The following is a 24,031-nucleotide window of genomic DNA, read 5'->3' as shown; positions in this document are numbered from 1 at the left end:
ATACATGACACACCATTTCGCGGCGGCGCGCGCCGGGCTGAAGCTGGCGGCGGCGATGCTGGCCACGTCTGTCATTGTTGGGCCGGTTCTGGCGCAGGACGTCGCGGAGGCCGCAGCGCCCCCTCCCGCTGACGCTTCGCTGTCAGAGCGTATCCAGCACTGGGCCGATGCCGACCGCGAGGGCGACCCGGCGGCGACGCTGGCCGCGCTGATGGCGCTTCAGGCAGAGGTGGAGACCGATACCGCTGCCGTTTCCGCCCGCCAGCGGGGCGAACTGCTCGCGATGATCGGCACCACGCACTACGCGCTGCAACAGCTGGACGAGGCCGCGACCTGGTTCGACCGTGCTGCCGAGGTCTATGCCGAGGACGGCAGTGCGCCCGAAACGGTGGCCGAGATGGCGATCAACCGCGCCGTGCTGATGCGCCGCGCGAACCGGCTGGCCGAGGCCGAGGAGGCCGCGCGCCTCGCGCTCTCCATCCGGCAGGGGCTTTACGACCAGCCGCACGAGGAAGTCGCCTCCGCGCTCGGCATGCTCGGCAACGTGCTCTATTCCTCGGGCCGCTACGAGGAATCGCTCGACCTGATGCGTCTTGCGCTGGACGAACAGCGGGCCGCCGGGCCGGACGACGCGCTGGAAATCATCAAGCGGCTCGACAGTCTCGCCTCGCTGCTGAACGAGACGGGCCGCGATACCGAGGCCGTGCGCGTGGCGCGCGAGGCGGAGGCGCTGGCCCGCGCGAACCTTGGCCGCGACCATGCGTGGTACGGCTATGTCCTCAACACGCTGGGCCAGGCGCTGCTGGACCTGACGCTGTACGGCGAGGCGATCCCGGTGATCCGCGAAACGCTGGATGTGCGCCGGGCGCAGCTGGGCGACGAGCATCCCTATACCGCGGCCTCGCAGATGGTCCTCGCCGTGGCGCTGGAGGAAACGGGGCGCCTGCAGGAAGCGAGCGTCCTGTCGGGCGCGGCGACGGCGATACTGGAGCGGCACCGCGACCTGATGGACCCGAACACGCTCGCCGGGTTCCTGCGCAGGCGCGCGCGGCTGGCGGCATCGCTTGGCGAATGGGACCTCTACGCACAGCGCATCGCCGATGCGCAGCCGGTGCTGGAGGACATGCTCGATCCGCGCAGCCCTGCCCTGGCGAACTTCCATATCGAGCATGCCTACCAGCTATACCGGCGCGGCGAGGCAGAGCAGGCGCGCGCGCTGGCGGAACGCTGGGTGCCGATCGTGGTGGAACGGCTGATCCCTGCCAACAACGACCGTATCTTCGGCGAGATGCTGCTCGCCCGCCTGCGCCAGCGCGATGGCGATGCGGCGGCAGGCGGCGACGCGCTGTGGCAGGCGCTGGACCCGGTTGCAGCAGAGCTGGTCGGCAAGCTTTCCGACGTGCGCGCGGCCGACCGCGACATTGCGCGGCAGGCGAGCGCCAATTCCCCCGCCATGCTGCTGTACCTCGAAACCGCGCTCGCCGCCGGGGACGAGGACCGCGCCTTCGGCGCCTTGCAGATCCTCACGCTATCGGAACTCGCGCTGACGCAGCGCCGCGCCACCGATGAGCGCAGCGGCGAAGCAAGCGATGCCTTCGCGCTGCACCGCCGGCTTGTCGACACCAACCGCCGCCTGCGACTAGTGGAGCGGCGCATTGCGCTGGGGCTGTCGGAAGACCAGGTCGAGGAAGCGGCAGAGGCGCTCGATGCCCAGCGCGACAGGCTGGACAGGGAAGCGGAGGAACTGCTGGCGCGGCTGGTTGCGCATCATCCCGATTTCATCGCCCGGATCCGCCCGCAGCCGGTATCGCTCGAACGGCTGCGCCTGTCGCTGGAGGAGGGCGAGGTGGTCATCATCCCGGTCGAGACGAAATCCGGTAGCTGGGTGACCCAGGTGGATAGCGGCGGCATGACCTGGAGCGCGGTGGACGGTGAAAGCCTGCGCGCCAACGTGGCAGCGCTTCGCGAGGCCGTCGCCCCGGCCAGCGAGCTCGATGCCTTCCCCGCCGATGCCGCCCACGCGCTTTTCGGGCAACTCTTCCCGCAAGGGGTCTCGGGTTACGATCGGGTTTATCTCTACGGCGGACAGTCGCTCGCCAGCCTGCCGCTGGCGATACTCCTGACGGGGCAGGCCGGGGATGACCTCGCTTCCGCGCCTTGGCTGGTGCGCGAGGCTGCCTCGCAGGTGATCGGCAATCTCGCCGTGTTCGCCGAGGGTCGGGGGCAATCTCGCCCGCTCGGCAGCGACGTGTCGACCTTCGCCGGGATCGGCGGTGCCGAGCTACCCGGAGTGAGCGGCGGCGAAGTCCGGCTTGCGGGCCTGTTCCGTTCGGGACGGCCTGCGGCAGACAGCATCGCCGACCTGCCGCCCCTTTTGACCGCCGATGCCGAGCTTCTGGCCTTGGCCGATGCCCTGCCCGGCGACGATGTGCTGCTGGTGGGCAGCGATGCGGCGGAGGAGAACTTCAAGCGCGCCGACCTGTCGAAAGCGCGCGTGATCGCCTTTGCCACCCACGGCCTCGTTGCCGGGGAACTGCGCAACCTGTGGGAGCCTGCCTTGCTGCTCGGCACGCGGGGCAAGGACAGCGGCGAGGACGGCCTGCTGGGGGCGAGCGAGATCGCGCAACTGAAGCTGGATGCGGACTGGGTAATCCTGTCCGCCTGCAACACCGCATCGGGTGCCGACGGCGGCGCGCCTGTCTATTCCGGCCTCGCCACCGCCTTTGCCCAGGCAGGCGCGCGCAGCCTGATGCTGAGCCACTGGCGCGTGCGCGACGATGCCGCCGCAGTGCTCAGCGTCGATACCGTGCGCGGCGCGGCGCAGGGCCTTTCGCGGGCAGAGGCGCTGCGTCAGGCGCAGCTTGCCCTGATGGCGCGCACAGACATCCCGGATGCCGCCCATCCGGCGATCTGGGCACCGTTCGTGATACTTGAAAACTAGAACAGCGGCAGACGCGCCACCTCTTCATCGGAGAGGTGGAGACCGAAGCGGTCTGCCAGGCAGCGGCCATAATCCCGCGGTGTCTCCAGCGTGATGCGCTGCGTTTCCTCGCGCTTACGCCACACCGTCAGTTGCCGGTCGACCAGGCTGGCGAAGCCATCGGGCAGGCACAGGCTGGCAACGCAGGCATTGGTGAAACGCGAAGTGGGATGGGTGGCCGACCAGTGGTTGCCCAACGCCATGTCGGCATCGGCCACCTGCGCGGTGTCGAAAGCGAACTGCGGTTCCCACGCATCGTCGCTCCCGGCCCGGCCATCGGTGGCGAGCCTTGGTCCCATGCGCTCCAGGAGCCAGCTTCCCGGCAGGTCCCCCTCGTTGCCGATGCGCGTCAGGCGGTGCTGTACGCCATCGCCCGTCGTGGTCTGCACGCCGCCCTCCAATGGCATCGGCGGTGCGTAGGAGCCGCCGAATCCCGCGTCCGCAATCCACTGCTCGTCGCCGAATTCCACCAGCACAAGGCAATGGGTGCGCGGCGTGAGCTCGGGTGGATTGCCTAGCAGCACGCGCGCGAGCAGCAGGCGTACGTCGAAGCTGAGGCTGGCCAGCACGTCTGTCAGCAGGCGATTGTGTTCGAAACAGTATCCGCCGCGCCGCCGCGTCACCAGCTTGGCGAAAGCGGAGTCGCTGTCGCAGGCGATGCCGCGGCCGAGGGGAATGTCGAGGTTCTCGAAGGGAATCGACCGGCGATGCGCGGCCTGCAAGGCCGCCAGCCCTGCGGGATCGCGAACAGGCGGCTCCTCGAGGCCGATGCGCGCCAGGTAGGCGTCGATCTGGTCGGGCTGCATCATGCCCTTTCCCATAAGCCAGGTTGCCGAAGGCGACAATTTGCGACTTGAGGCAAATCGGGGCTTGCGCGCATAACAAAGGCAGTTAGGAATTGTTGCAAATGAGTTGCAACAGCATCTGAGGGACTTTTCATGCGCAGGTGGCACCGCTGGCTTTCGGTATTCTTCGCGATCGTGATGATCTGGGTCGCGATCACCGGCCTGCTGCATTACGTGGTCGTGTGGTGGCCGACGGGAGAGCCGACCGCCGAGCAGATCGCTGCCGTCGCCCCTCCGCCCGGCTTCGTCTGCCCCGAGGGATGGCGTTGCATCGCCCCTTCGCCAGAAGCGACGAACAACCCGCTGCGCCCCTACCTCGGCCTATTCCACCACCTCCACGCGGGCAGCGAAGGCGGCATCTGGGGCGAGATCATCGTGATGCTCTCCGGCCTCGCGCTGGTGTTCTTCACGGTCTCGGGCATGTGGGTTTACTACCAGATGTGGCGCAACCGTAAGGCCAAGGGCCTGAAAAAAGGTCTTTTCTGGAAATAGTCTGCCGATAATCGGCACGCAATTGGTTGGCGCGCGGTAAGGCGATGCTAACCAATTGCAGCTTATAACCGCGCCTATGAAAGGGCACCGCCAGAACAACCGCTTCCCGACCCATCACGGGTATGGCGAAATCCGCGTGTCGCGGTACTTCGTGCTGTACCTTTCACAGATCGCGTGGGTTGCGCTAGGGTTTTACCTCTATTCGGGCGCCTACTGGCCCAGCACCTGCCAGCCGACCGACCTGTTCCAGGCCTACGCCTGCTCGATGCGCCTGCCTGAGGATGGCGGCGGCTGGCGCGAAGCGGCGCTGCTCACATGGCTGTGGGCAACGCCGATTCTCATCATGCTGGAAGTGTCGCGCCGCGTGGGCAAGTCCAAGGACTGAACCCTCAGTCCTTTTTGTCCAGCTTTTCCTCGCGTTCTTCCGAAGCACCGCCGTATCCGCGCTCGGTCACGTCGGGCGCGTCGGCCATTTCCTCGCCGTCCTGCGCGCCGTAACCAAGTCCCTTGTCGGACTGCTGTTCGGCCTGCTGGCGGCGCTGGTCGCGGTCGCCGCGGTGCGTCTGGTTTTCCATCTGCGCGCCGGTCTGCTTCTGCTGTGCCATTGCACCGGCCTCTGGCGTAGCTTGCGGGGGCTGGTTCTCGCGCGGGGGGCGGGTGCCTGCGTAGCGGTCGTTTCCTGTCTGCTGGTTCATCGTTGGTCCTTCGTCGTATCTGTCGGGGAGGGCGGGAGCGGCGGCCTAGCCGCTGGTGCGTTCGGCCGGATCGTATTGCGAGCGGCGGGAGGGATCGTCGCGATCGTCCTCGCGCGCTTTCTCCTTCTCGGCCTTTTCGCGGGCCAGCGCCTCGCGGCGGACCTCGTCCTCCTTGGGGCCGGTGCGTTCGATGTCTCCCGGCTCGTGGCCTTCCTTCAGCGTGACATTGCGGGAATCGCGGGGTTCGTATTCGCCCATCGGGGCCTCCTGATGAAAAATGCTTTCATCCAACCAACCCGCGCGCCGCCCCCGATGTTCCGCGCTTCATCGCCCCGTGGCACCCTCGGGGCGCATGCGAAGATGAACGGCCGTGCCGGATTTATCCACGACACAAAGTCCACTCTTGCTATCGAATCGGGTTAATGATTCCCTATGTAGGTAACTCGCACGCTAGCCCGGAGATACCAGATGTCGTTGCTCGAAGCCCGCAAGACCTACAAGCCCTTTGAATATCCCTGGGCCTACGAGTTCTGGAAGCGCCAGCAGCAGGTCCACTGGATGCCCGAGGAAGTTCCCCTGGGCGAGGACTGCCGCGACTGGGCGCAGAACCTGACGGAGCACGAGCGCAACCTGCTCACGCAGATCTTCCGCTTCTTCACCCAGGCCGACGTGGAAGTGCAGGATTGCTACCACGAGAAATACGGCCGCGTGTTCAAGCCCACGGAAGTGAAGATGATGCTGGCCGCGTTCAGCAACATGGAAACGGTGCACATCGCCGCCTATTCCCACCTGCTCGACACCATCGGCATGCCCGAAAGCGAATACGGCATGTTCCTCGAATACGAGGAGATGAAGGCCAAGCACGATTACCTGCAGGAATTCGGCGTCGACAATGACGAGGACATTGCCCGCACGCTGGCCATGTTCGGCGGCTTTACCGAAGGCCTCCAGCTGTTCGCCAGCTTCGCCATGCTGATGAACTTCCCGCGCTTCAACAAGATGAAGGGCATGGGGCAGATCGTCAGCTGGTCCGTGCGCGACGAAAGCTTGCACTGCGAAGGCATCACCCGCCTGTTCCACGCCTTCTGCGCGGAGCGGGACTGCCTGACCAAGTCCGTGAAGGAAGACATCATGGACATGTGCCAGAAGACGGTGCGCCTCGAGGATGCCTTCATCGACCTCGCGTTCGAGCAGGGTCCGGTCACGGGCATGACGGCGAAGGAAATCAAGAAGTACATCCGCTACATCGCCGACTGGCGCCTGTCGCAGCTGGGCCTGCCCGCCATCTACATGGTGGACGACCACCCGCTGCCCTGGCTCGCCCCGCTGCTGAACGGCGTGGAGCACGCCAACTTCTTCGAAACCCGCGCGACCGAATATTCCAAGGGCGCGACCAAGGGCAACTGGCAGGACGTGTGGTCCAGCTTCGACAAGCGCCAGAAAGCCAAGGCCGCGAACGAGGAAGAGGCCGAGGACCTGGGTCCCGACATGTTCGGTGAGACGAGCGGCGGTGCCGGGAGCGTTGCGGCGGAGTGAGCCGTGACTGACTTCAGAGAGAATTGGCCTGAGATGCGCATGAAGCATCTCGAGTTGGTCCAGAACGCGATTACTCGCATGGGCTCCAACAGCGCCAATCTCAAAGGCTACTGCATGGGTGTTGTCGCGGCCCTGATTGCGCTGGCAGGTGCGATTGATAAACCGAAAGTTCTGTTTCTAGGATTGCCTATCGTTCTGGCTTTCTCGATCTTGGATGCCGCGTACTTGTCATTAGAGAAAGGTTTCCGAAACCACTACGACACGCTGAGGGTTGAGCCCTTAGATCGGCCCCCTAATTTCGAAGTAACCGCTACGGGTGAGGGCAATTTCCTGAAGGCTTATAAGAGCTGGTCTGTTTGGGCCTTCTATCTAGGATCTGCTGCTATCTTGGTACTTGTTGGGCTAGTTCTATGACGTCTGGCGTACCTAGAGCCCCCAGCTTGCTGATTCAGCCGTATTCGCAAGTCGCCAAGCGGCGTAAAGTGTTTTTCAGCTTCCATTACGAACGTGATGCTTGGTCTGTTAGCCAAATCCGAAATTCTTGGGTGGTCAAGCCAAAGCATGAAGCACAGCCATTTCTTGATAAGGCCAAGTGGGAAGAGATTAAAAGGCGAGGCGATGCAGCAATTCGGGCGTGGATAAATGCACAACTGAGTGGAACTTCCGTAACAGTTGTCTTGATAGGATCCTAAACGTTGCAGAGACGCTGGGTGAAGTACGAAATTGATCGGACGCTTCAGCAAGGTAAAGGCTTGCTCGGGATAACTATGGAGGGCATGCGGCAATCGAACGGTATGCTAGATAATTGGAGCCGGTATGTACCCTACGGTCCATTCACATTCCCCAACAACAGTGCTCCCGTCTACAGCTGGCTTCACGATAATGGCCGAACAAATATATCAAGTTGGATAGAGGCAGCAGCGCGCCGCGTCGGACGTTGAGAAGCGCAGTGCAGTCTTCATATTCGCACCTCACAAACTTGACCCACCTCAAAGCCCGCTCCCTGCACTCGCGCTAGAATCCTTCTCACACCACAGGAAGGACCAACGCGAATGTCGCAGCATACCCCGAACGAACTCACCGCCATCTTCAAGCGTGACGCAGACCTGCTCACGCGGCTGAAGACGCAAAATGCGCACTACGCGCGGCTGGCCGAGGAGTATCACGAGGTGAACCGCGCCGTGCACCGGCACGAGAGCGAGGCGGAGGTCGTGAGTGACGATCATGCCGAGGAGCTGAAGAAGCGGCGGCTTGCCTTGCTCGATGAAATCACGACAATCGTGGAGCGTGCCCGCAGCGCCGATGCGCCGGGCGCGGCGGCCTGATCGAGGAGACACACGTCATGCGTAACACCACAACCCTTCGCTCCATCCTCCCCGCGACCCTCGCCCTGGGCGCGGCGCTGGCGCTGGCAGCCTGCGGCGGCGCGGAGGAAGAGGACGTCGAATACGAAGTCGGCGCCGAAGTCCTCTCCGGCGGCGAGATGATTACCCGCGATCCGGAAGACCCTGCAGTCCCTGTCGATATTCCCGATGTCGAAATGACCAACGCCTCCGAGGAAGAGATCGAGGCCGCGCAGGCGGAAGCCGCCACCGAATAACGCCGCAGGGCAACTCGGCCGAAAACTTTGCCGAACAACAGGGGGCGGCGGGCCGGAAACCGCACTTTCCGGCCCGCCTGCAACATCCTCCGGCCCGAAAATCGGCCAAAAAATTCCGATTCTGCTTGAAACCTTTCGCGATGATACACATTATCATCATTGCGGACCGGGCCCCTCTGGCGCGCGCTCTCATTTGGCGCACGTGATGTCGGACCGCATCGGACAGCCGGTGCGTGTTTGACGGGGCCTCTTCCCCAATCCTCACAAACCACCCGGCAAAGACGATACCGGCCGTCCGATCCTAGCAACTCTCTTTTCGAAGGAGACGAAGGATGACGGCCCGTTTCTACAAACTCACAGAGCTTCACGAGAAGCTGGACGAAGCCGTGCGGCGCGAGATCAACCGCCGCGCGCCGGACCAGTTCAAGGTCATGGCGCTGAAACGCCGCAAGCTGCGCGTGCGCGACCTGCTTGCCCGACTCACCCCCACAGGCCGCCAGGGCATCCCGAACACCTGAGCGACCTCGCGAGAGGCGGGCGGGCAGACCCCTTCCTCAACCCGGCCCCCGCACCCCGAAGCGGGGGAACCCTGCCCGCCTCTCGCACCTTATTTTACAAGTAGCGGAGAACGAGCCCGACATGATTGCCAGAGCCATAGCCAAGCCGGTCAAGGAAGTGATCGCCCCTGCCATGCGCGATTTCCTGCAGCAGGAAAGCGCGGGCGGCATCACCCTGATCGTCGCCGCTGCATTGGCGCTGGTGATCGCCAACTCGCCGTTTGCCGCGAGCTATTTCGGCCTGCTGGACGTGCCCGTGGTGGCGGGCATCGGCAGCGGCGTGATCGACAAGCCCCTGCTGCTGTGGATCAACGACGGCCTGATGGCGGTGTTCTTCTTCCTCGTCGGCCTGGAAGTGAAGCGGGAGGCGCTGGTGGGCCAGCTCAACAGCTGGAACAAGGCCTCGCTCCCGCTGATGGCGGCCATTGGCGGCATGGCGCTGCCAGCCGCGATCTACATCGGCATCAACATGGGCACGCCGGAGAACCTCGGCGGCTGGGCCATCCCTGCTGCCACCGACATTGCCTTTGCGCTGGGCATCCTCACCCTGCTCGGCCCGCGCGTGCCGGTGGCGCTGAAGGCGCTGCTGCTGGCGATCGCGGTGATCGACGATATCGGCGCCATCACCATCATCGCGCTGTTCTATACCGCAGAAACGAACGTGAACATGCTGATCGGTGCCGCCGTCACGCTGGCGGTACTGGCGATGTTCGGGCGCGGGCGCGTGGCCTCCTCCGTCCCCTACGTGCTGCTGGGCGTGGTGCTGTGGGTCTTCGTGCTGAAGTCAGGCGTCCATGCCACGCTGGCAGGTGTCGCCGCCGCCATGTGCGTGCCGATTACCGGCCGCGGCGGAGAGGCTCCGCTGGAGCGGATGGAGCACGCGCTGCACCCTTACGTCGCATTCCTGGTGATCCCGATTTTCGGCTTCGCCAATGCCGGTGTCTCGCTTTCGGGCGTGGGGCTGGACACGCTGTTCTCGCCGCTGCCGCTGGGCATTGCCGCAGGGCTGGTGATCGGCAAGCAACTGGGCATCGTCGGCTTTGCCTGGGCGGCGGTGAAAGCCGGGTTCGCCACCCTGCCCGCAGGGGTGAGCTGGCGCCAGATTCACGCGCTCTCGCTGCTCGCCGCCATCGGCTTCACCATGAGCCTGTTCATCGGCAACCTCGCCTTCGCCGACCCGGTGCAGGTGGACGCGGTGAAGATCGGCGTGCTCTCGGGTTCGCTGGTGGCCGCGGTGGCAGGCTACCTGATGCTGCGCGCGACCCTGCCGGAGCCGGTGGAGGCCGAGCCGCAGGCTGCCTCGTAGCCAGGTATGCGCCTTAGCTGCGGGGATGGGCGCGGCGGTCCTTGCCGCTGCGCCGTTCGCCCTTGCGGCGATCGAGAAAGTCAATTGGCACCTGCTGTTTGCGGCGATCCTCGCCCGAACGGCGACCCCAGACTTCCGGCGTGTTTTCCTCGGCGGACATGCCCGCTTCCCGACCTGCGACCGGGACGGCCCCCGGACAATTGCGTAGCAGAGTGGCAGCAAAGCCTTCGCAATTCGTTAAACGTTCACAGGCTGCCTCGGCGTGATTTCGGAACATTGCCCCCTCTGGCCTTGTTGAACCTGCGTAACACGCGGAGACAAACGACATGGAAGAACCCAAGAGCAACAAGAACCTGTGGTATCTCGTGATCGCCCTGCTGGCGGTGGTGATCATCATCTTCGTCCTCAACCCGACGCGCGGCGAGGACGAAGCGCAGATGGAAGCCGCGGTTGAGCAGGCCGAGATCGACCGTGACGACACGCTGCAGGACTACCCCGTCGAGGCAGAACCCTACGGCGAAGAAGGCGAAGTCGAACTGGAAATCCCCGAAGGCGAGGAAACCGGCGACCTCAACCCGCAGAGCGACGCCGTCAGCGTCGAGTAAGGTGACTTAGTCACACCAGTCGCGCGCGAACTCGCTGCGCCGTGCCAGCCCGCGCTCGGTCATGGTGTCGGCCAGCATTTCGCCGCCGCGCCTTATCGCGCGCAATTCGCGGCCGTACTGGTCGCGCGGTGGCTCTGCGCCGCCCTCCATATCGAAAGCGCCAAGATTGAGCCAAGCGGCCAGTTCGTCCCGCGCAACGCGGGCCAGCTGGCGCTCCGCCTCGCATGCGCCATCGAGTTCCGGGGCATCGTATCCGGTCAGGCGGATGCGCCTGTCGCCCAGACGCAGGGTGTCGCCATCCACCACGCAGGCGAATGACGAGCCTTGGCCGCAGACGGTGAACTGTCGCTCCATCGGCTGCCATTCTCCCGCGCCCACATCGACTTGCCGCTCCGCGGCCCACAGGCCCAGCAGCACGGCGGCGTAGACGGCCCAGCGTCAGCGTCGCCACGCCGCACGCCAGCGGCGGCGACGCTGCCAGGCAGCATCGAAGCGCGGAGCCTTGGCCAGTGGATCAATCCTCCAGCGGGTAGGGCGCAATCGGCTGGAGCAGCTTGAAATCTTCCTCCAGCGGCGCGTGCCCGAGTTCGGGCCAGTCGAGATCTTCCTCCGGCACGCGGGTATCGGGCAGGCGGTCCAGCAGGTCGCGGATCAGGGTCAGGCGACCGTGCTTCTGGTCGTTGTAATCCACGACGGTCCACGGCGCGTGCTCTGTATGCGTGGCGACGAACATTGCCTCGCGCGCGGCGGAGTATTCGGCGAATTTCGTGCGGCTCGCCACGTCGATGGGCGAGAGCTTCCAGCGTTTCAGCGGGTCTTCCAGCCGCTCCGCGAAGCGTTCCTCCTGCGATTGCTGGCTGGCGGAGAGCCAGTACTTGAACAGGCGGATACCGTCGTCCACCAGCAGCTTCTCGAACGTCGGCACTTCGCGCAGGAACTTCTCCACCTGTGCATCGCTCGCGAAACCCATCACCTTTTCCACGCCCGCGCGGTTGTACCAGCTCCGGTCGAACAGCACGATCTCGCCCGCAGCGGGCAGGTGCGGAACGTAGCGCTGGAAATACCACTGCGTGCGCTCGACATCGCTGGGCTTGGGCAGGGCGACCACGCGGCACTGGCGCGGGTTGATGCGCTGGCTGATCGCCTTGATCGTGCCGCCCTTGCCGGCTGTGTCGCGCCCCTCGAACAGCACGCAGATCCGCTCTCCCGTCGCCTTGGCCCAGCGCGCCATGGCGACGAGTTCGTGTTCCAGCGGCTCCAGCAGCTCTTCGTATTCCTTGCGTTTCATGGGTCCGGGTTGTTCCACCAAGCCGCCCTGCCCGCAAGTCGGTATCGGTCAGGCGGCTATTGGCGGGAGAGGCGCACGCGGCTAAGCGTTTCGCCGACATGACCGACACAACGAACGACAGGATGCTGGCGAAGGCCGAGACGCTGATAGAGGCGCTGCCCTATTTCCAGCGGTACGCGGGGCGCAGCTTCGTGGTGAAATACGGCGGCCACGCCATGGGCGATCCCGAGGCGGCGCAGGACTTTGCCGAGGATATCGTGCTGCTGAAGGCGGTGGGCATAAACCCCGTGGTGGTGCACGGCGGCGGCCCGCAGATCGGCGCCATGCTGAAGAAGCTGGGCGTGGAAAGCCAGTTCGTGGACGGTCTGCGCGTCACCGACAGGGAAACCGCGAAGGTCGCCGAAATGGTGCTGTCGGGCGCGATCAACAAAGAACTGGTCGGCTGGATCACGCAGGCCGGCGGCAAGGCCATCGGCATTTCCGGCAAGGACGGCAAGATGGTGGTGGCCGAGAAGGTGAAGCGCACCGTGAAGGACCCGGACAGCCAGATCGAGCAGGCGGTGGACCTTGGCTTCGTGGGCGAACCGAAAGAGGTCGATACCACCATCCTCGAAACCGCCAGCAAGGCGGGCATGATTCCGATCATCGCCCCCATCGCAACCGACGATGCGGGCCATACCTACAACATCAACGCCGATACCATGGCGGGCGCCATCGCTTCTGCCCTGGGCGCGGCGCGGCTGTTCCTGCTGACGGACGTTGCGGGCGTGCTGGACAAGGACGGCAAGCTGATGACCGACCTGAAGCCCGCCGACATTTCCCGGATGCGCGAGGATGGCACCATCAGCGGCGGCATGATCCCCAAGCTGGAAACCTGCGTCCACGCCGTGGAAGGCGGGTGCGAGGCGGCCGTGGTGCTGGACGGGCGGGTGCCCCATGCGATGCTGCTGGAGTTCTTCACCAGCCGCGGCGCGGGCACGCTGATCAGCGCCTGAGAGCGTTGTATCCTTGATCGCCGCTTGACGCGTATTACCTCGACGATACACTTTCCTGAAACGCTTATACTGCGGAGAATTTCGTGCTCGCCCTGATCCAGATTTTGTCGATGATTGCCCAGGCCATCGTGTTCCTGGTGATCATCCAGTTCATCATCGGGCTGCTGTTCTCCTTCAACGTGATCAGCCCCCGCAACGATTTCCTCGTGCAGGTCTATAACTCGATCAATTCGCTGCTTGATCCGCTGCTCAAGCCGATCCGGCGCTTCCTGCCCGATACCGGTGCGATCGATTTCTCGCCGCTGGTGCTGATCCTGGCGCTGAACGCGGTGATATATATCCTCGCCGACATTGCCATTTAAGCCGGGCGGCCAGACCCTTTGACAAACCGTCGGGGCAAGAGCAGGGCGCGAATATGATTTCACGCGCTACCATTGCGATGGCCCTCGTGGTTGCCCTGTCCGCGTGCACCAGCGCGCGCGAGCAGCAGATCAATCGGCAGCGGTCTGCCGCCACGCAGTTCCTCGAGCGGCAGGGCAGCGTGGGCGATCCCGGTCGCGTCGCCGCCGCCGACTTCGCCTTTGCCAAGATGGCGCGCGAGGAAGGCCAGTGGACCGCGTTCCGCGCCTATGCCGCAGACGACGCGGTGATCCACGGGCAGAACGGACTTGTCCCCGCGCAGCCGTGGCTCGCCGATCAAGACGATCCCGAAGAAGCGGTTGCCTGGGGGCCGAACGCGGTCTGGTCCAGCTGCGACGGCACGCTGGCGGCGACCTTTGGCCGCTTCATCGAGCCGGGCGGTATGGTCGGCAGCTATGTCTCGATCTGGGAACTGCAACGCGACAACGGCTACAAGTTTACATACGACCTCGGCGTGCCCGACGATCCGCAGCCTGTGCCGGAGCCCGAACAGGACATTCCCGAAGGCGCGATCGTGGTGCCCGGCCTCACGGCTGTGGAGGGCCGCATTGCCGATTGCGCCGAGGCCGTCCCGCTCTCGCCCGACGTACCGGTGCCCGCGGGCGCATCTGCAGACACCACGCGCGCGGACGATGGCACACTGGAATGGACCTGGCTGCACGGCGCGGACGGCACCCGCACCGTCGTGGTGAACTGGCTGCGCGATGGCGAGTGGCAGGAGGCTGTCAGGCTTGTGGCGCCGGCCAATTCACAGGCAGGCGCGTAAGCCGTGGAACAGCTTTTCCTCTCTGCCTTCATCACCCTGTTCGTGGTGATCGACCCGCCCGGCTGCGCGCCGATCTATGCCGGGCTCACCAAGGGCGCGACGCCGGCGGAACGCCGGATCATGGCGATTCGCGCCTCCGTCATTGCCTTCGTCATCCTGCTGGTTTTCGCCCTGTTCGGGCAGGACCTGCTCTCCGCGCTGCATATCGAACTCGACAGCTTCCGCATCGCGGGCGGGCTGATGCTGTTCTGGATCGCGTGGGAAATGGTGTTCGAGAAACGCACCCAGCGCCGCGAGGAACGCGCCGAACGCGCCGCGCGGGAGCACGTGGAGGATGTGTCCGTCTTCCCCATGGCCATGCCCATGCTGGCAGGGCCGGGCGCCATCGCCGCGATCATGCTGCTGATGAACGAGGCCGTGGGACTGGAGCAGTCGCTGGTGGTGATGGGCGCGCTGGTCTCGGTGCTGCTGATCACCATGATCGCCCTGATCGCGGCAGGTCCGCTGATAAAGCTGCTTGGCGAACGCGTGGAAGCGGTCATCACCCGCCTGCTGGGCGTGCTGCTGGCGGCACTGGCGGCGCAATACGTGATCGACGGGCTGCGAGGTAGTTTCGGCGTGTGAGTGAGGACAAATCCGGGCCTCCCCTCCCGCAAGCGGGAGGGGCCGGGGGTGGGCAGGAGCGCAAGTTCAAGCGGCGCAATACCGAGCGTGCGAAGAGACTTCGCCAAGAAGCAACACCTGCCGAAAGGCACCTATGGCGCTATCTGTCACGCGGCCAGATCGGCGCAAGGTTCTCCCGGCAAATGCCCGTCGGCCCTTACTTTGCAGATTTTCTCTGCCGGTCACATCGCCTGATTGTAGAGGTCGATGGCTTTTCTCACGATGTGCTACCGGAGCGCGACCTTATCCGGGATCGGCATTTGGCCGACCTAGGATATCGCGTTTTGCATTTTTCGAATGAACAGGTGATGCGGGAGATCGAGGGTGTCGTCCGGGCGATAGAACTCGCGCTTGCCAAGGCCCACCCCTAGCCCCTCCCGCCTGCGGGAGGGGAACCTGTCGCGCTTGAGACGGCGCGCGTCGTATACCGCGACGATAACGAGGATTGGTAACCGCCGGTCCGCGACTAGCGGACCGCAAGGTCGACTGGCCGCCCGCAGGCGCCGCGTAGCGAAGCGGAGCGAATAGCGTCGAGGATGACCGCGCGGAGGCGCGGTCGTAACTACTGAAGAGTCACATGCTCGTCATCGGGGTCGCCCCGGCCGAAGAATTCCATCAACTGCACCAAGAGGTCGCAGCGTTCGCGCAGGTTTCGCGCTTCGAGCAGGCCCTGCTTCGCTGCCGCGTCGAACGGGGCGATCTGGGATACGCCATTGATCAGCGCCACGTCATCCAGCCGGGCGACCGAATCCCAGTCGATGGCATAGCCCTGGCTGTCGGCGAACTTGCGCGCCTCGTGCTCGAAACTCGCGCGTTCGCCCAGCGTCAGATATTCCTCGGCCGGCTCCTCGATCAGTTCGGCCTCGACCTGCCGGAACGGCGTCGTCACCTCCAGTTCGCGCAGCACGCGGAAGCGGGCGATACCGGTCAGGACGATGTTGTAGCGCCCATCCTCGCTCGTCTCCACATCCTCGATCTTGCCCACGCAGCCGACTTCGTAAAGCGGCGCGCTTTCCATCGAATCCTGCGGCTGGATCATGCCGATCCGCCGGTCGCGCGCCAGGGCATCGCCCACCATGGCGCGGTATCGCGGCTCGAAAATGTGCAGCGGCAGTTGCAGCTGCGGGAACAGGATCGCGCCGGTCAGGGGAAAGATGGAGAGCTTGGTCGTCATCCGAACAGGATCAGCGACAGCTTGCGGCGCTGGGCGAAAACCCACGGGTCTTCCATTCCCACGGCCTCGAACATCTTGAGCAGCTTTTCCTTGGCCTCGGCGTTGCCTTCCTCGCCGCCCCCCTGGATGGCGCGCAGCAGCACTTCGGCGGCCTCGTCGCGCTCTCCGGCGGCGAAAGCGGCCTCGGCAAAGGCGATCTGCGCATCGGTATCGGCAGGGCGTTCAGCCGCCGCCTTGCGCAGGTCATCGAGCTCGCCGGTGTCCACCTGCGTGCCCGCCAGTTCGAGTGCCGAATAGGCCTGCTGCACCAGCGCATCGTCCTTCATCTCCTGCGGCAGCGCATCGTAGGCCTGCTGCGCCGCTTCGGTCTGCCCGGCGGCAACCAGCGCGCGAATCAGGCCCGATTGCACTTCCGGCTTGTCCGGCGCCATCTGCGCCAGTTGCATGAAGACGGACGCGGCGCGCTCTGCATCGCCATCGGCCAGCACCTGCTCGCCCATGCCGACAAGCTGGTCGATATCGGGCGTCTGCTGGCCCTGTTCGCCGCCTTGCCCGTCAGCGGCTCCTGCCTGCACCGGCACCTGCTGCAGGATCTGGTCGAGCGCCTGCTTTAGCTGCGATTCGGTGCGCGCAGAGGTCAGGTCCGCCACCGGCTGGCCCTGGAATATGGCATAGACCGTGGGGATCGACTGCACCTGGAACTGGCTGGCGATGAACTTCTGCTTGTCGACGTTGATCTTGGCGAGGATCACGCCCTTGTCGGCATATTCCGCGGCGACCTTTTCCAGCACCGGGGTCAGCGCCTTGCACGGCCCGCACCACTCGGCCCAGAAATCGAGGATGACCAGCTTGGTCTGGCTGGGATCGACCACTTCCTTGCGGAATCGTTCGACTGCCTTCTGCTCTTCGATGCTGAGGCCCATGCTTGCCAAGTGTCTGCTCCTGCTGTTCGTAAAAGTGTGATGCCACAATGTGGCGTTTGTGTGCCCAATGTGAAGGGCAAAGAGAGTGGCGTGCAAGGTTTCTGATTGCGCTGCAATTTTGCTCTTGCGGGGTGTGAGACTCGCTGCTAACTGCGCCGCTCCCCACCCGGACACGAGCCGGGTATGGCGCCAGTGAGCGGGCGTAGCTCAGGGGTAGAGCACAACCTTGCCAAGGTTGGGGTCGAGGGTTCGAATCCCTTCGCCCGCTCCAAATTTCCTCATATTTTCAATTAGATGCGAGGCCTTGACGGCTTCGCATCTTGGATACGAGCCTGTTTGAGGGCTTTTGGTATCCAATTCGTACCCACACGAAATCGAACTCGCGACGGTCATCGACGACGCTTTTCACGTTGAAGGCAATTGGTCGTTTGGAACGGCGCGGTTTGATCCACGCCCGTGACAGAGGTTTTCGCCATATCCGAGTCGTCGCGTCTCACGCCTTTGGAGAGTAAGAGGGCTGCGGCTGTCGCCGTGACGGTTCGAGCGTCGGGAGAGAGGCTCCCGGCCGGGCCGTCGCGGAGATATGTCATGACGCAAGTTCAAGTTCTCGACGCGAGCCCCGTCAGGAGCAGCGGCTACAAGGTGGATGTGAGCCGCGGCCAGCGGATCGGGCGGGTCTCGTCCGAGTGGTTCAGTCGTCCGGCAGACCAGCGCTATCTGTCGCTGACCGAGCTGATGGCGGCGGTGAAGGGCCGCGCCGAACGCAGCCGGACGCGGACGGTGGAGAGTGCGGCGATCCGGGTTGAAGCCCACCGCGACGATCCCGAACGGCTGGCGCTCGTCCTGCCTGATTCGGACAAGCCGCTGGCGCCGACCCATTGGAGCTTCGGCCAGCTTGCGAGTCTCGTCGGCGCGCCGGCGGCGTATATGCGCCAGCTTCCCGCACCGCTTGCAGCGATTAACCTGCAGTACGGCCTCACCAATCACCGCGCCGAGCAGGTGAAGACGTTGGAGACCGAGGATGGCCGTACCGAGCTGCGCGCTGTCACCGGACCCGACTATGGTCGCATCTACGATCATGAGCTGGTCGCCGCCGTGCAGCGCATCGCCGGCAACGGCACGGGCGATACGCGTTGGAAAGTGCCGGGCGTGCTCGACTGGTCGACCGGTGTCTACAATCCGATGGTGGACATCACGTCCGATACGACCACGCTCTATGCGTCCGACCGCGATGTCTTCCTCTTCCTCGTCGACGACAGAAACCCGATCGAGGCGGGGAAGTTGCCCGATGGATCGCCCGACCTGTTCTTCCGCGGCTTCTATTGCTGGAACAGCGAGGTGGGCGCCAAGACGCTCGGCATCGCCAGCTTCTACCTGCGCGCCGTTTGCCAGAACCGAAACCTGTGGGGCGTTGAGGACTTTCAGGAGATCAGCATCCGGCATTCTAAATACGCCGCTAACCGTTTCGCGCATGAGGCGGCGCCAGCGCTGACCCGGTTTGCCGACTCTTCGCCGCAGCCGTTCCTGAACGGCATTCGGCAGGCCCGCGAACGCATCGTTGCTCGCAATGACGACGATCGTACCGAGTTCCTGCGCAAGCGCGGCTTCGGCAAGGCGGAGACAGCGAAGATCGTCGAGACCGTCCTCGCTGAGGAAGGTCGGCCGCCCGAGTCCGTGTTCGACTTCGTACAGGGCATCACCGCTTACGCACGGAGCAAACCCCAGCAGGACGCGCGGCTCGATCTCGAGACGCGCGCCAAGAAGCTGCTCGACCGGGTCGCGGCGTAGCGCGCCCCCTCCCTTTCATTCCCGTACGCGGCGTCGCTCTCTTCAGAGGAAGAGGGCGGCGCTGCGCTTCGTGACGGGTTTGAAGGCAGGAGAGAGGCTCCCGGCCGACCCGTCATGGAGAAGACCCATGACCAAGTCAGTCAAGACCATCGCGCTCAGCCCCTCGCGGGACATTCCGTTCGACAAGTTGGTGTTGAGTCAGGCCAATGTCCGCCACGTCAAGGCGGGCGTCTCGATCGAGGAGCTCGCCGAGGATATCGCCCGGCGTACGCTGCTCGCGAGCATCACCGTGCGCGCCGTTACCGATGCCGACGGAAACGAGACCGGCATGTTCGAGGTGCCGGCGGGCGGGCGCCGCTACCGCGCGCTCGAACTGCTGGTGAAGCAGAAGCGACTGCCGAAGACCGCGCCGGTGCCCTGCGTCGTGCGCGAGGGCGGATATGCAGAGGAGGACAGCCTCGCCGAGAACATCCAGCGCGCGCCTCTTCATCCGCTCGACCAGTTCCGCGCCTTCCAGGCACTGCGCGAGGAGGGCATGAGCGAGGAGGAGATCGCCGCGGCGTTCTTCGTTTCGGCCAATATCGTCAAGCAGCGGCTGAAGCTCGCGAGCGTCGGCGAAGCCCTGCTCGACGCCTTTGCCGCCGATGAGATGACGCTCGACCAGTTGATGGCGTTCACCGTCAGTCCCGACCACGAGCGCCAGCAGCAGGTCTGGGAAGCGGTCCAGAACAGCTACAACGACCAGCCCTACCAGATCCGTCGCATGCTGACCGAGCATTCGGTTCGGGCGTCGGACAAGCGCGCGCTGTTCGTCGGCGTCGATGCCTATGTCGAAGCAGGCGGCGCCATCATGCGCGACCTGTTCGAGAGCGACGATGGCGGCTGGCTCGAGGATGTCGGGCTCGTCGAGATGCTCGTCACCGAGAAGCTCAACGAGGAATCCGAAGCCATCCGCGCCGAGGGCTGGAAGTGGATCGAGGTCGGCCTCGATTTTCCTTACGGCCATACCTACGGGCTGCGCCGTATTTCGGGCGAGCAGCCGGAGCTGACCGAGGAGGAGCAGGCGACGCGCGATGCGCTCCAGGCCGAGCTCGACCAGCTCGAAGCCGAATATGCCGATGCGCCCGAACTGCCCGACGAGGTCGACGAGCGCTTGGGCGAGATCGAGACCGCCATTGATGCGATCGACGACCGGCCCGTGCGTTACGACGAGGACGACATCGCTCGCGCGGGCGTGTTCGTCAGCGTCGATCATGGCGGGCGGTTGCGCGTGGATCGTGGCTATGTGCGTCCGGAGGACGAGGAGAAGGTCGAGCCGGATGACGGCGAGACCGACGGTACATCGCCTGCGACCGCATCCACATCCCGCACTCCGGACACCGGGTGCACCGTGGATAGCGACGACGATGATGACACGCTGCGCCCGATCCCCGACCGGCTCGTCACAGAGCTGACCGCGCATCGCACGGTCGCGCTCCGTCTGACGGTCGGCGGCAGCTACGGCACGGCCTTCTGCGCCTGCCTGCACGCTCTGGCGCTTAAGCTGTTCTACAGCTACGCGCCCGACAGCTGTCTCGAACTCGACGCCAAATGCGTGTTCTTCGGATCGCAAGCGCCGGGTCTTGGCGAAACGCCTTACGCCACGGCGCTCACCGAACGGCATGAGGCGTTTGCAGGCGCGCTGCCCGACGACAGCGAGCAGCTGTGGGATGCGATCCTGACCATGCCGGTCAAGCTCAGGAACGCGCTGTTCGCGCATTGCGTGGCGATGACAGTCAACGCCACGATCGAGACCTATAATCGCAGGCCGCGTGCGCTTGCCCATGCCGAACGGCTGGCGACCGATATCGGTCTCGATGTGGCCGATGCGGGCTGGACGACCACCGCCGAGAACTATCTCGGCAAGGTCACCAAGGCGCGGATCGTCGCGGCAGTGCGTGAGGCGAAGGGCGATGAAGCCGCCGATGGCCTCGAAGGCATGAAGAAGGACGCCCAGGCTGAACGCGCCGAGCAGCTGATCGCTGGCACCGGCTGGCTGCCGGAGCCGCTGCGCACCGCGCCGGTCGATGCCGAGTCGGAGGATACCCGCAAGGAGACGGCCACCGACGCAGAAAGCGAAGCGCAATCGGCGAAAGAAGACGGCGCAAGGTACATGGCGGACGACGAGACGATCGACGACAATGAGCAAGTCGACGGCGAGACCCCCATCGCTGTCACCGCCGAGTAGGTTCCCGCTCCCCGGACCTGCTCACTTCGAGGGTCCGCCGATCCCCGGCGGACCCTCTTTCTGTCTCAAGGAGGATGCGATGCACCAGGCATCCGACCTCGCGCGCCAGCTCGCCCGCAACGCCGAGAGCGTCTGCCGACACTACTTGCCGGAGGGTCACCGCCAAGGACGCTATTGGCTCGTCGGCGATGTCGAAGGCACGCCGGGCCGCAGCATGTTCGTGCGGTTGACTGGTCCGGAGAGCGGCAAGGGCGCGGCCGGCAAATGGACCGATGCGGCCACCGGCGAGCATGGCGACTTGCTCGACCTTATCGCCGCGAACAGGCGGCTCGGCTCGCTCGCCGAAACGCTCGAAGAGGCGCGGCACTTCCTGTCGCTGCCTGCTCCCGATCCTCGCGAAACCACGCACCGATCATCGGCACCCACCGGCTCGCCCGAGGCCGCACGGTGGCTGTGGGCGATCTCGCGGCCGATCCACGGCACGCTCGCCGAGACCTATCTAAGCGAGCGTGGTATTACCGATTTGCGCAATTGCGGTTGTCTACGCTTCCATCCCAACTGTTGGTATCGTGCCGATCGGGACGATTTGCCTAATACCCCTGACGCGTTCCCGGCCCTGATCGCATCGGTGCGCGATAACAATGGCACGCTCACAGGCTTGCACCGCACATGGCTTACTCCGCACGGCAACGGCAAAGCACCCCTCGCCACACCGCGACGCGCGATGGGCGAACTGCTCGGACATGGCGTGCGGTTCGGGCCATCGGGCACAACGATGATTGCTGGCGAAGGCATCGAGACGATGCTGTCGCTGCGCCAGATCATGCCTGCCATCCCGATGATCGCCGCTTTGTCTGCTGCACATCTTGCGGCGCTTCAATTCCCGCGCATGCTGCGCCGGCTCTATATTGCTCGCGACAATGATGCAGCCGGTCGAACGGCGCACGATGACCTTGCATCCCGGGCGCAAGACGCCGGGATCGAAGCGCTCCCGCTCGACGCAGAAATTGGCGATTTCAATGACGACCTTCGCCAGTTCGGGACGGACGCTATGCGGGCCGATGTCCGGGTGAAGCTCATCCTGGAAGATGCCGAACACGTCATCGGCTGATGACCGGAAAGCGGAATGGTGTGCCGCGTGCTGATCATGGTGAACTCCGTCTCCTGTTAGAGCCACGCCTTGGCCTTCCAGAGCGGGCGAGCGAACCGGAGCCGGCCCGGTCCGGCAACGGCTACGCGCGACTTTCTTCCCCGCCCGGCTACGCCGCGCTCCTCGCGAGACAAGAAAGCCGCGCACCGCCGTCCTCCGCTGACGCTGCGGCCCCAAGGGGTGCAGGCCCGTTCCGCCCCCGCTCCCTGTTCGCCCGTGAAGGCCGCGAGAGGCGCGGTCTTCGAAAACGGAGCAAGTGCCATGACCGATCGCGACAACCCGCACGACCAATCGCAAACCGCGCACATTCTCGACGAATTGCAGCTCTACGGCTTTCGGCGCTACGAGGATGAGCCGGATCCCAGGCCGCTGCCCGAGGGCGAGCGCGTCGCAGGCGCCATCGCCGACATCTTCGATGCGCTGATCGGTACGCTCGCCGAAACCCGGCTCGAGCCCGATCTCGACGACCTGCTCTGGTCCTCCGTCAACCTGTTCCACCGTTCCGCCGAACGCGTCGAGCGCGAGCTCGACGACAACGAACAGGCGCAGCGGCGCTCGCAGCGCGAACAGGATGGTTCCGAAGTCGCCTCGGTCGAACTGGAAAATCTGCTGGCGCAAGGATTGACGCTGATCGAACGGCGTGACGCACACGAACTGATGCGCGATATCGCATCCGATCTTTATCGCACTCACACCGGATCGGCGTGGCGACCGCGTCACGGTAGCTTGGCCAACCGCCGTGCGCTGACCGCAGCGGTCATTGACAGCCGCGACTTCATTGCCGCCCGCCGCCGTGCCGAAACCGCAGTGATGGTGCCTCCCGGCACCAAGATCGCATTCACCGGCGGCAAGGAGTGCAACGATACCGATGCGATCTTCTCCGCGCTGGACCGGGTGTACGCCAAGCATCCCGATATGGTGTTGCTCCACGGCGGGGCACCGTCCGGTGCCGAGCGCATTGCCGCGTGCTGGGCCGACAATCGCAAGGTCTGCCAGGTCGCGTTCAAGCCCGACTGGAACCGCCACGGCAAGGCGGCGCCGTTCCGGCGCAACGATACGATACTGGAAGTGCTGCCGGTCGGTGTCGTGGTGTTTCCCGGCACCGGCATTCAGGACAACCTCGCTGACAAGGCGAGGAAGCTCGGCATCCCGCTGTTCGACTTCAGAAAGCGCGGCGCATGAGCGTCGCCTACGTTGAATGCCGTTTGGTCAGTCGGCGCCGAGCACGACCGTAAATCCTTCGAACTCGGGATGGCCGAGATAAAGCGCGCTGTTATCGCCGGCCTGGGCATGCGCCTTGCGGAACGCGTCCGACCGCGTCCAGGCGCTGAACGCTTCTTCGGACTCCCACATGCTGTGCGAGGCATAAAGCGTGTGATCCTCATGCTCGGGACCGCGCGCCAGCTTGAAATCCTTGAACCCCGGTACGCCGTCGAGATGGCTGTCGCGGTCCGACCACACCTTTTCGAAGGCGGCTTCCTGACCCTTCACAATCTTGAACCTGTTCATGGCGATATACACGGTGTCATTCCTTTCTCGGGTGAACTGCTGATGTTGCCGCGATGGAAAGCTGGCCTGCTCTCCGTATCATGCCGCGGGCACAGCCCCGCTCTCCTTGGCTTACTCCTAGCCTCTGCATGGCCTTGTGACGATCAACCCGCAGGGGGTCCGCTAAGCGAAGCTTGCGGCCTCCAGCTGCGCTTCCGGTGATCGCGGCCCCGCGACGGCCGCCCGTGCACCTGTCGAGTGGGAAGGTTCTCGCTCCGAAGACAGGAGCAGATCATGTCGCTTCCCACCGCCCAGAAATTCGCGTGGAGCCTCGCCCAGACGCTGATGACCTGTGTTGTTCTGATCTACACCGGTGATGGCTATTCGGTGCTGACCGAAGCCGATTACGACGGCGATCCCGGTTTGATCGTGCATGTCTACGATCCGTTCTGAAATCTTCAGCAACGGGGCCACCTGCGGACTGTCTGACTCAGAGCGACCGAATTGGCGAAGCTAACATTCAGGCAAACCAT

Annotated in this window: 29 protein-coding genes, 1 tRNA gene and 1 pseudogene; 22 read left to right on the top strand and 9 right to left on the bottom strand. The window is 64.5% G+C overall.

The window, feature by feature from the left end:
- The first annotated feature begins 4 nt into the window (after positions 1 to 4).
- Positions 5 to 2,941, top strand: a complete 2,937-nt coding sequence (locus tag ABFX23_RS09680) for a CHAT domain-containing protein (protein WP_346032857.1) — start codon at positions 5 to 7, stop codon at positions 2,939 to 2,941.
- Here the strand turns inward: ABFX23_RS09680 and ABFX23_RS09675 are convergent.
- A complete protein-coding gene (locus tag ABFX23_RS09675; RefSeq protein WP_346032856.1) occupies positions 2,938 to 3,789 on the bottom strand; it encodes an arylamine N-acetyltransferase family protein in 852 nt (283 codons plus the stop codon). The genes ABFX23_RS09680 and ABFX23_RS09675 overlap by 4 nt on opposite strands.
- 129 nt (positions 3,790 to 3,918) lie before the next feature.
- Between ABFX23_RS09675 and ABFX23_RS09670 the strand changes: the two genes are divergently transcribed.
- The gene (locus tag ABFX23_RS09670) at positions 3,919 to 4,317 is read left to right on the top strand and encodes a PepSY domain-containing protein (protein WP_346032855.1); all 399 of its coding nucleotides are present in this window, start codon (positions 3,919 to 3,921) and stop codon (positions 4,315 to 4,317) included.
- A 76-nt stretch (positions 4,318 to 4,393) separates the two neighbouring features.
- Positions 4,394 to 4,702 carry a hypothetical protein gene (locus ABFX23_RS09665; protein WP_346032854.1) on the top strand — a complete coding sequence of 103 codons (309 nt, stop codon included), beginning with the start codon at positions 4,394 to 4,396 and terminating at the stop codon, positions 4,700 to 4,702.
- A 4-nt stretch (positions 4,703 to 4,706) separates the two neighbouring features.
- Here ABFX23_RS09665 and ABFX23_RS09660 read toward each other — a convergent pair whose 3' ends face one another.
- Positions 4,707 to 5,012 carry a hypothetical protein gene (locus ABFX23_RS09660; RefSeq protein ID WP_346032853.1) on the bottom strand — a complete coding sequence of 102 codons (306 nt, stop codon included), beginning with the start codon at positions 5,010 to 5,012 and terminating at the stop codon, positions 4,707 to 4,709.
- 45 nt (positions 5,013 to 5,057) lie between these two features.
- Positions 5,058 to 5,270, bottom strand: coding sequence for a hypothetical protein (locus tag ABFX23_RS09655; protein WP_346032852.1), 213 nt, complete (start codon positions 5,268 to 5,270; stop codon positions 5,058 to 5,060).
- A gap of 210 nt (positions 5,271 to 5,480) precedes the next feature.
- Between ABFX23_RS09655 and ABFX23_RS09650 the strand changes: the two genes are divergently transcribed.
- The 7 genes and pseudogenes from ABFX23_RS09650 (at position 5,481) to nhaA (ending at position 10,011) form a co-directional block, all read left to right on the top strand.
- On the top strand, positions 5,481 to 6,548 hold the full coding sequence (locus ABFX23_RS09650; RefSeq protein WP_120077324.1) for a ribonucleotide-diphosphate reductase subunit beta: 1,068 nt from the start codon (positions 5,481 to 5,483) through the stop codon (positions 6,546 to 6,548).
- 3 nt (positions 6,549 to 6,551) lie between these two features.
- On the top strand, positions 6,552 to 6,962 hold the full coding sequence (locus tag ABFX23_RS09645) for a hypothetical protein (protein WP_346032851.1): 411 nt from the start codon (positions 6,552 to 6,554) through the stop codon (positions 6,960 to 6,962).
- A pseudogene (locus ABFX23_RS09640) lies at positions 6,959 to 7,489 on the top strand (TIR domain-containing protein). The gene ABFX23_RS09645 and the pseudogene ABFX23_RS09640 overlap by 4 nt, the downstream one beginning before the upstream one ends.
- Before the next feature lie 111 nt (positions 7,490 to 7,600).
- Entirely contained in the window at positions 7,601 to 7,873 is a 273-nt protein-coding gene (locus tag ABFX23_RS09635) for an HP1242/YdcH family protein (protein ID WP_346032850.1), read from the top strand.
- Between the two features lie 17 nt (positions 7,874 to 7,890).
- The gene (locus ABFX23_RS09630) at positions 7,891 to 8,148 is read left to right on the top strand and encodes a hypothetical protein (RefSeq protein WP_346032849.1); all 258 of its coding nucleotides are present in this window, start codon (positions 7,891 to 7,893) and stop codon (positions 8,146 to 8,148) included.
- Between the two features lie 332 nt (positions 8,149 to 8,480).
- Positions 8,481 to 8,666, top strand: a complete 186-nt coding sequence (locus ABFX23_RS09625; protein WP_346032848.1) for a DUF465 domain-containing protein — start codon at positions 8,481 to 8,483, stop codon at positions 8,664 to 8,666.
- Between the two features lie 121 nt (positions 8,667 to 8,787).
- Positions 8,788 to 10,011: a Na+/H+ antiporter NhaA gene (gene nhaA, locus ABFX23_RS09620; RefSeq protein WP_346032847.1), complete on the top strand. Its 1,224-nt coding sequence runs from the start codon at positions 8,788 to 8,790 to the stop codon at positions 10,009 to 10,011.
- Between the two features lie 13 nt (positions 10,012 to 10,024).
- Here nhaA and ABFX23_RS09615 read toward each other — a convergent pair whose 3' ends face one another.
- On the bottom strand, positions 10,025 to 10,171 hold the full coding sequence (locus ABFX23_RS09615) for a hypothetical protein (protein ID WP_346032846.1): 147 nt from the start codon (positions 10,169 to 10,171) through the stop codon (positions 10,025 to 10,027).
- 166 nt (positions 10,172 to 10,337) lie between these two features.
- Between ABFX23_RS09615 and ABFX23_RS09610 the strand changes: the two genes are divergently transcribed.
- On the top strand, positions 10,338 to 10,616 hold the full coding sequence (locus tag ABFX23_RS09610; protein ID WP_346032845.1) for a hypothetical protein: 279 nt from the start codon (positions 10,338 to 10,340) through the stop codon (positions 10,614 to 10,616).
- A gap of 6 nt (positions 10,617 to 10,622) precedes the next feature.
- On the opposite strand, the gene ABFX23_RS09605 is transcribed toward ABFX23_RS09610, so the two are convergent.
- A complete protein-coding gene (locus tag ABFX23_RS09605; protein ID WP_346032844.1) occupies positions 10,623 to 11,033 on the bottom strand; it encodes a thermonuclease family protein in 411 nt (136 codons plus the stop codon).
- Between the two features lie 97 nt (positions 11,034 to 11,130).
- Positions 11,131 to 11,904, bottom strand: a complete 774-nt coding sequence (ppk2, locus tag ABFX23_RS09600) for a polyphosphate kinase 2 (protein ID WP_346032843.1) — start codon at positions 11,902 to 11,904, stop codon at positions 11,131 to 11,133.
- A gap of 98 nt (positions 11,905 to 12,002) precedes the next feature.
- On the opposite strand from ppk2, the gene argB reads away from it, so the two are divergent.
- From argB to ABFX23_RS09575, 5 genes are all read left to right on the top strand, one after another.
- Entirely contained in the window at positions 12,003 to 12,899 is an 897-nt protein-coding gene (gene argB, locus ABFX23_RS09595; protein ID WP_346032842.1) for an acetylglutamate kinase, read from the top strand.
- An 83-nt stretch (positions 12,900 to 12,982) separates the two neighbouring features.
- Positions 12,983 to 13,261: a YggT family protein gene (locus ABFX23_RS09590; protein WP_346032841.1), complete on the top strand. Its 279-nt coding sequence runs from the start codon at positions 12,983 to 12,985 to the stop codon at positions 13,259 to 13,261.
- A 53-nt stretch (positions 13,262 to 13,314) separates the two neighbouring features.
- The gene (locus tag ABFX23_RS09585) at positions 13,315 to 14,085 is read left to right on the top strand and encodes a hypothetical protein (protein ID WP_346032840.1); all 771 of its coding nucleotides are present in this window, start codon (positions 13,315 to 13,317) and stop codon (positions 14,083 to 14,085) included.
- A 3-nt stretch (positions 14,086 to 14,088) separates the two neighbouring features.
- Complete coding sequence (locus ABFX23_RS09580; RefSeq protein WP_120077314.1) at positions 14,089 to 14,709, top strand: MarC family protein; 621 nt, start codon at positions 14,089 to 14,091, stop codon at positions 14,707 to 14,709.
- Positions 14,706 to 15,119 carry an endonuclease domain-containing protein gene (locus ABFX23_RS09575; RefSeq protein ID WP_346032839.1) on the top strand — a complete coding sequence of 138 codons (414 nt, stop codon included), beginning with the start codon at positions 14,706 to 14,708 and terminating at the stop codon, positions 15,117 to 15,119. Before ABFX23_RS09580 ends, ABFX23_RS09575 begins: the two co-directional genes overlap by 4 nt.
- Positions 15,120 to 15,310: 191 nt before the next feature.
- Here the strand turns inward: ABFX23_RS09575 and ABFX23_RS09570 are convergent, their stop codons facing one another.
- Complete coding sequence (locus tag ABFX23_RS09570; RefSeq protein ID WP_346032838.1) at positions 15,311 to 15,922, bottom strand: LON peptidase substrate-binding domain-containing protein; 612 nt, start codon at positions 15,920 to 15,922, stop codon at positions 15,311 to 15,313.
- Positions 15,919 to 16,845, bottom strand: a complete 927-nt coding sequence (locus ABFX23_RS09565) for a tetratricopeptide repeat protein (protein WP_346033042.1) — start codon at positions 16,843 to 16,845, stop codon at positions 15,919 to 15,921. The genes ABFX23_RS09570 and ABFX23_RS09565 overlap by 4 nt, the downstream gene beginning before the upstream one ends.
- Before the next feature lie 196 nt (positions 16,846 to 17,041).
- On the opposite strand from ABFX23_RS09565, the gene ABFX23_RS09560 reads away from it, so the two are divergent.
- The 5 genes from ABFX23_RS09560 (at position 17,042) to ABFX23_RS09540 (ending at position 23,192) form a co-directional block, all read left to right on the top strand.
- Positions 17,042 to 17,116, top strand: a tRNA-Gly gene (locus ABFX23_RS09560).
- 317 nt (positions 17,117 to 17,433) lie between these two features.
- A complete protein-coding gene (locus ABFX23_RS09555) occupies positions 17,434 to 18,633 on the top strand; it encodes a DUF932 domain-containing protein (protein ID WP_156841773.1) in 1,200 nt (399 codons plus the stop codon).
- Between the two features lie 127 nt (positions 18,634 to 18,760).
- Positions 18,761 to 20,860 (top strand): ParB/RepB/Spo0J family partition protein, encoded by a 2,100-nt coding sequence (locus ABFX23_RS09550; protein WP_346032837.1) that lies wholly within the window; start codon positions 18,761 to 18,763, stop codon positions 20,858 to 20,860.
- Positions 20,861 to 20,939: 79 nt separating this feature from the next.
- Complete coding sequence (locus ABFX23_RS09545; RefSeq protein ID WP_346033041.1) at positions 20,940 to 21,971, top strand: DUF7146 domain-containing protein; 1,032 nt, start codon at positions 20,940 to 20,942, stop codon at positions 21,969 to 21,971.
- Positions 21,972 to 22,271: 300 nt separating this feature from the next.
- Positions 22,272 to 23,192 carry a DUF2493 domain-containing protein gene (locus ABFX23_RS09540; protein ID WP_346032836.1) on the top strand — a complete coding sequence of 307 codons (921 nt, stop codon included), beginning with the start codon at positions 22,272 to 22,274 and terminating at the stop codon, positions 23,190 to 23,192.
- A 27-nt stretch (positions 23,193 to 23,219) separates the two neighbouring features.
- On the opposite strand, the gene hmuQ is transcribed toward ABFX23_RS09540, so the two are convergent.
- Entirely contained in the window at positions 23,220 to 23,531 is a 312-nt protein-coding gene (gene hmuQ / locus ABFX23_RS09535) for a heme-degrading protein HmuQ (protein WP_156841765.1), read from the bottom strand.
- A 261-nt stretch (positions 23,532 to 23,792) separates the two neighbouring features.
- On the opposite strand from hmuQ, the gene ABFX23_RS09530 reads away from it, so the two are divergent.
- Positions 23,793 to 23,951 carry a hypothetical protein gene (locus tag ABFX23_RS09530; RefSeq protein ID WP_198045936.1) on the top strand — a complete coding sequence of 53 codons (159 nt, stop codon included), beginning with the start codon at positions 23,793 to 23,795 and terminating at the stop codon, positions 23,949 to 23,951.
- Positions 23,952 to 24,031: the final 80 nt, after the last annotated feature.

The organism is Erythrobacter westpacificensis, from assembly GCF_039542285.1.
In the GTDB taxonomy this organism is placed as follows: domain Bacteria; phylum Pseudomonadota; class Alphaproteobacteria; order Sphingomonadales; family Sphingomonadaceae; genus Alteraurantiacibacter; species Alteraurantiacibacter westpacificensis.
The sequence above is the reverse complement of the archived record's forward strand: the minus strand, read 5'-3'. Positions and strand labels throughout refer to the sequence as shown.

What these genes read in the sequence shown, in the direction of transcription:
- ABFX23_RS09680 (WP_346032857.1), top strand. Translation starts at nt 5, where the DNA reads ATGACACACCATTTCGCGGCGGCGCGCGCCGGGCTGAAGCTGGCGGCG.
- ABFX23_RS09675 (WP_346032856.1), bottom strand. Translation starts at nt 3,789, where the DNA reads ATGATGCAGCCCGACCAGATCGACGCCTACCTGGCGCGCATCGGCCTC.
- ABFX23_RS09670 (WP_346032855.1), top strand. Translation starts at nt 3,919, where the DNA reads ATGCGCAGGTGGCACCGCTGGCTTTCGGTATTCTTCGCGATCGTGATG.
- ABFX23_RS09665 (WP_346032854.1), top strand. Translation starts at nt 4,394, where the DNA reads ATGAAAGGGCACCGCCAGAACAACCGCTTCCCGACCCATCACGGGTAT.
- ABFX23_RS09660 (WP_346032853.1), bottom strand. Translation starts at nt 5,012, where the DNA reads ATGAACCAGCAGACAGGAAACGACCGCTACGCAGGCACCCGCCCCCCG.
- ABFX23_RS09655 (WP_346032852.1), bottom strand. Translation starts at nt 5,270, where the DNA reads ATGGGCGAATACGAACCCCGCGATTCCCGCAATGTCACGCTGAAGGAA.
- ABFX23_RS09650 (WP_120077324.1), top strand. Translation starts at nt 5,481, where the DNA reads ATGTCGTTGCTCGAAGCCCGCAAGACCTACAAGCCCTTTGAATATCCC.
- ABFX23_RS09635 (WP_346032850.1), top strand. Translation starts at nt 7,601, where the DNA reads ATGTCGCAGCATACCCCGAACGAACTCACCGCCATCTTCAAGCGTGAC.
- ABFX23_RS09630 (WP_346032849.1), top strand. Translation starts at nt 7,891, where the DNA reads ATGCGTAACACCACAACCCTTCGCTCCATCCTCCCCGCGACCCTCGCC.
- ABFX23_RS09625 (WP_346032848.1), top strand. Translation starts at nt 8,481, where the DNA reads ATGACGGCCCGTTTCTACAAACTCACAGAGCTTCACGAGAAGCTGGAC.
- nhaA (WP_346032847.1), top strand. Translation starts at nt 8,788, where the DNA reads ATGATTGCCAGAGCCATAGCCAAGCCGGTCAAGGAAGTGATCGCCCCT.
- ABFX23_RS09615 (WP_346032846.1), bottom strand. Translation starts at nt 10,171, where the DNA reads ATGTCCGCCGAGGAAAACACGCCGGAAGTCTGGGGTCGCCGTTCGGGC.
- ABFX23_RS09610 (WP_346032845.1), top strand. Translation starts at nt 10,338, where the DNA reads ATGGAAGAACCCAAGAGCAACAAGAACCTGTGGTATCTCGTGATCGCC.
- ppk2 (WP_346032843.1), bottom strand. Translation starts at nt 11,904, where the DNA reads ATGAAACGCAAGGAATACGAAGAGCTGCTGGAGCCGCTGGAACACGAA.
- argB (WP_346032842.1), top strand. Translation starts at nt 12,003, where the DNA reads ATGACCGACACAACGAACGACAGGATGCTGGCGAAGGCCGAGACGCTG.
- ABFX23_RS09585 (WP_346032840.1), top strand. Translation starts at nt 13,315, where the DNA reads ATGATTTCACGCGCTACCATTGCGATGGCCCTCGTGGTTGCCCTGTCC.
- ABFX23_RS09570 (WP_346032838.1), bottom strand. Translation starts at nt 15,922, where the DNA reads ATGACGACCAAGCTCTCCATCTTTCCCCTGACCGGCGCGATCCTGTTC.
- ABFX23_RS09565 (WP_346033042.1), bottom strand. Translation starts at nt 16,845, where the DNA reads ATGGGCCTCAGCATCGAAGAGCAGAAGGCAGTCGAACGATTCCGCAAG.
- ABFX23_RS09555 (WP_156841773.1), top strand. Translation starts at nt 17,434, where the DNA reads ATGACGCAAGTTCAAGTTCTCGACGCGAGCCCCGTCAGGAGCAGCGGC.
- ABFX23_RS09550 (WP_346032837.1), top strand. Translation starts at nt 18,761, where the DNA reads ATGACCAAGTCAGTCAAGACCATCGCGCTCAGCCCCTCGCGGGACATT.
- ABFX23_RS09545 (WP_346033041.1), top strand. Translation starts at nt 20,940, where the DNA reads ATGCACCAGGCATCCGACCTCGCGCGCCAGCTCGCCCGCAACGCCGAG.
- ABFX23_RS09540 (WP_346032836.1), top strand. Translation starts at nt 22,272, where the DNA reads ATGACCGATCGCGACAACCCGCACGACCAATCGCAAACCGCGCACATT.
- ABFX23_RS09530 (WP_198045936.1), top strand. Translation starts at nt 23,793, where the DNA reads ATGTCGCTTCCCACCGCCCAGAAATTCGCGTGGAGCCTCGCCCAGACG.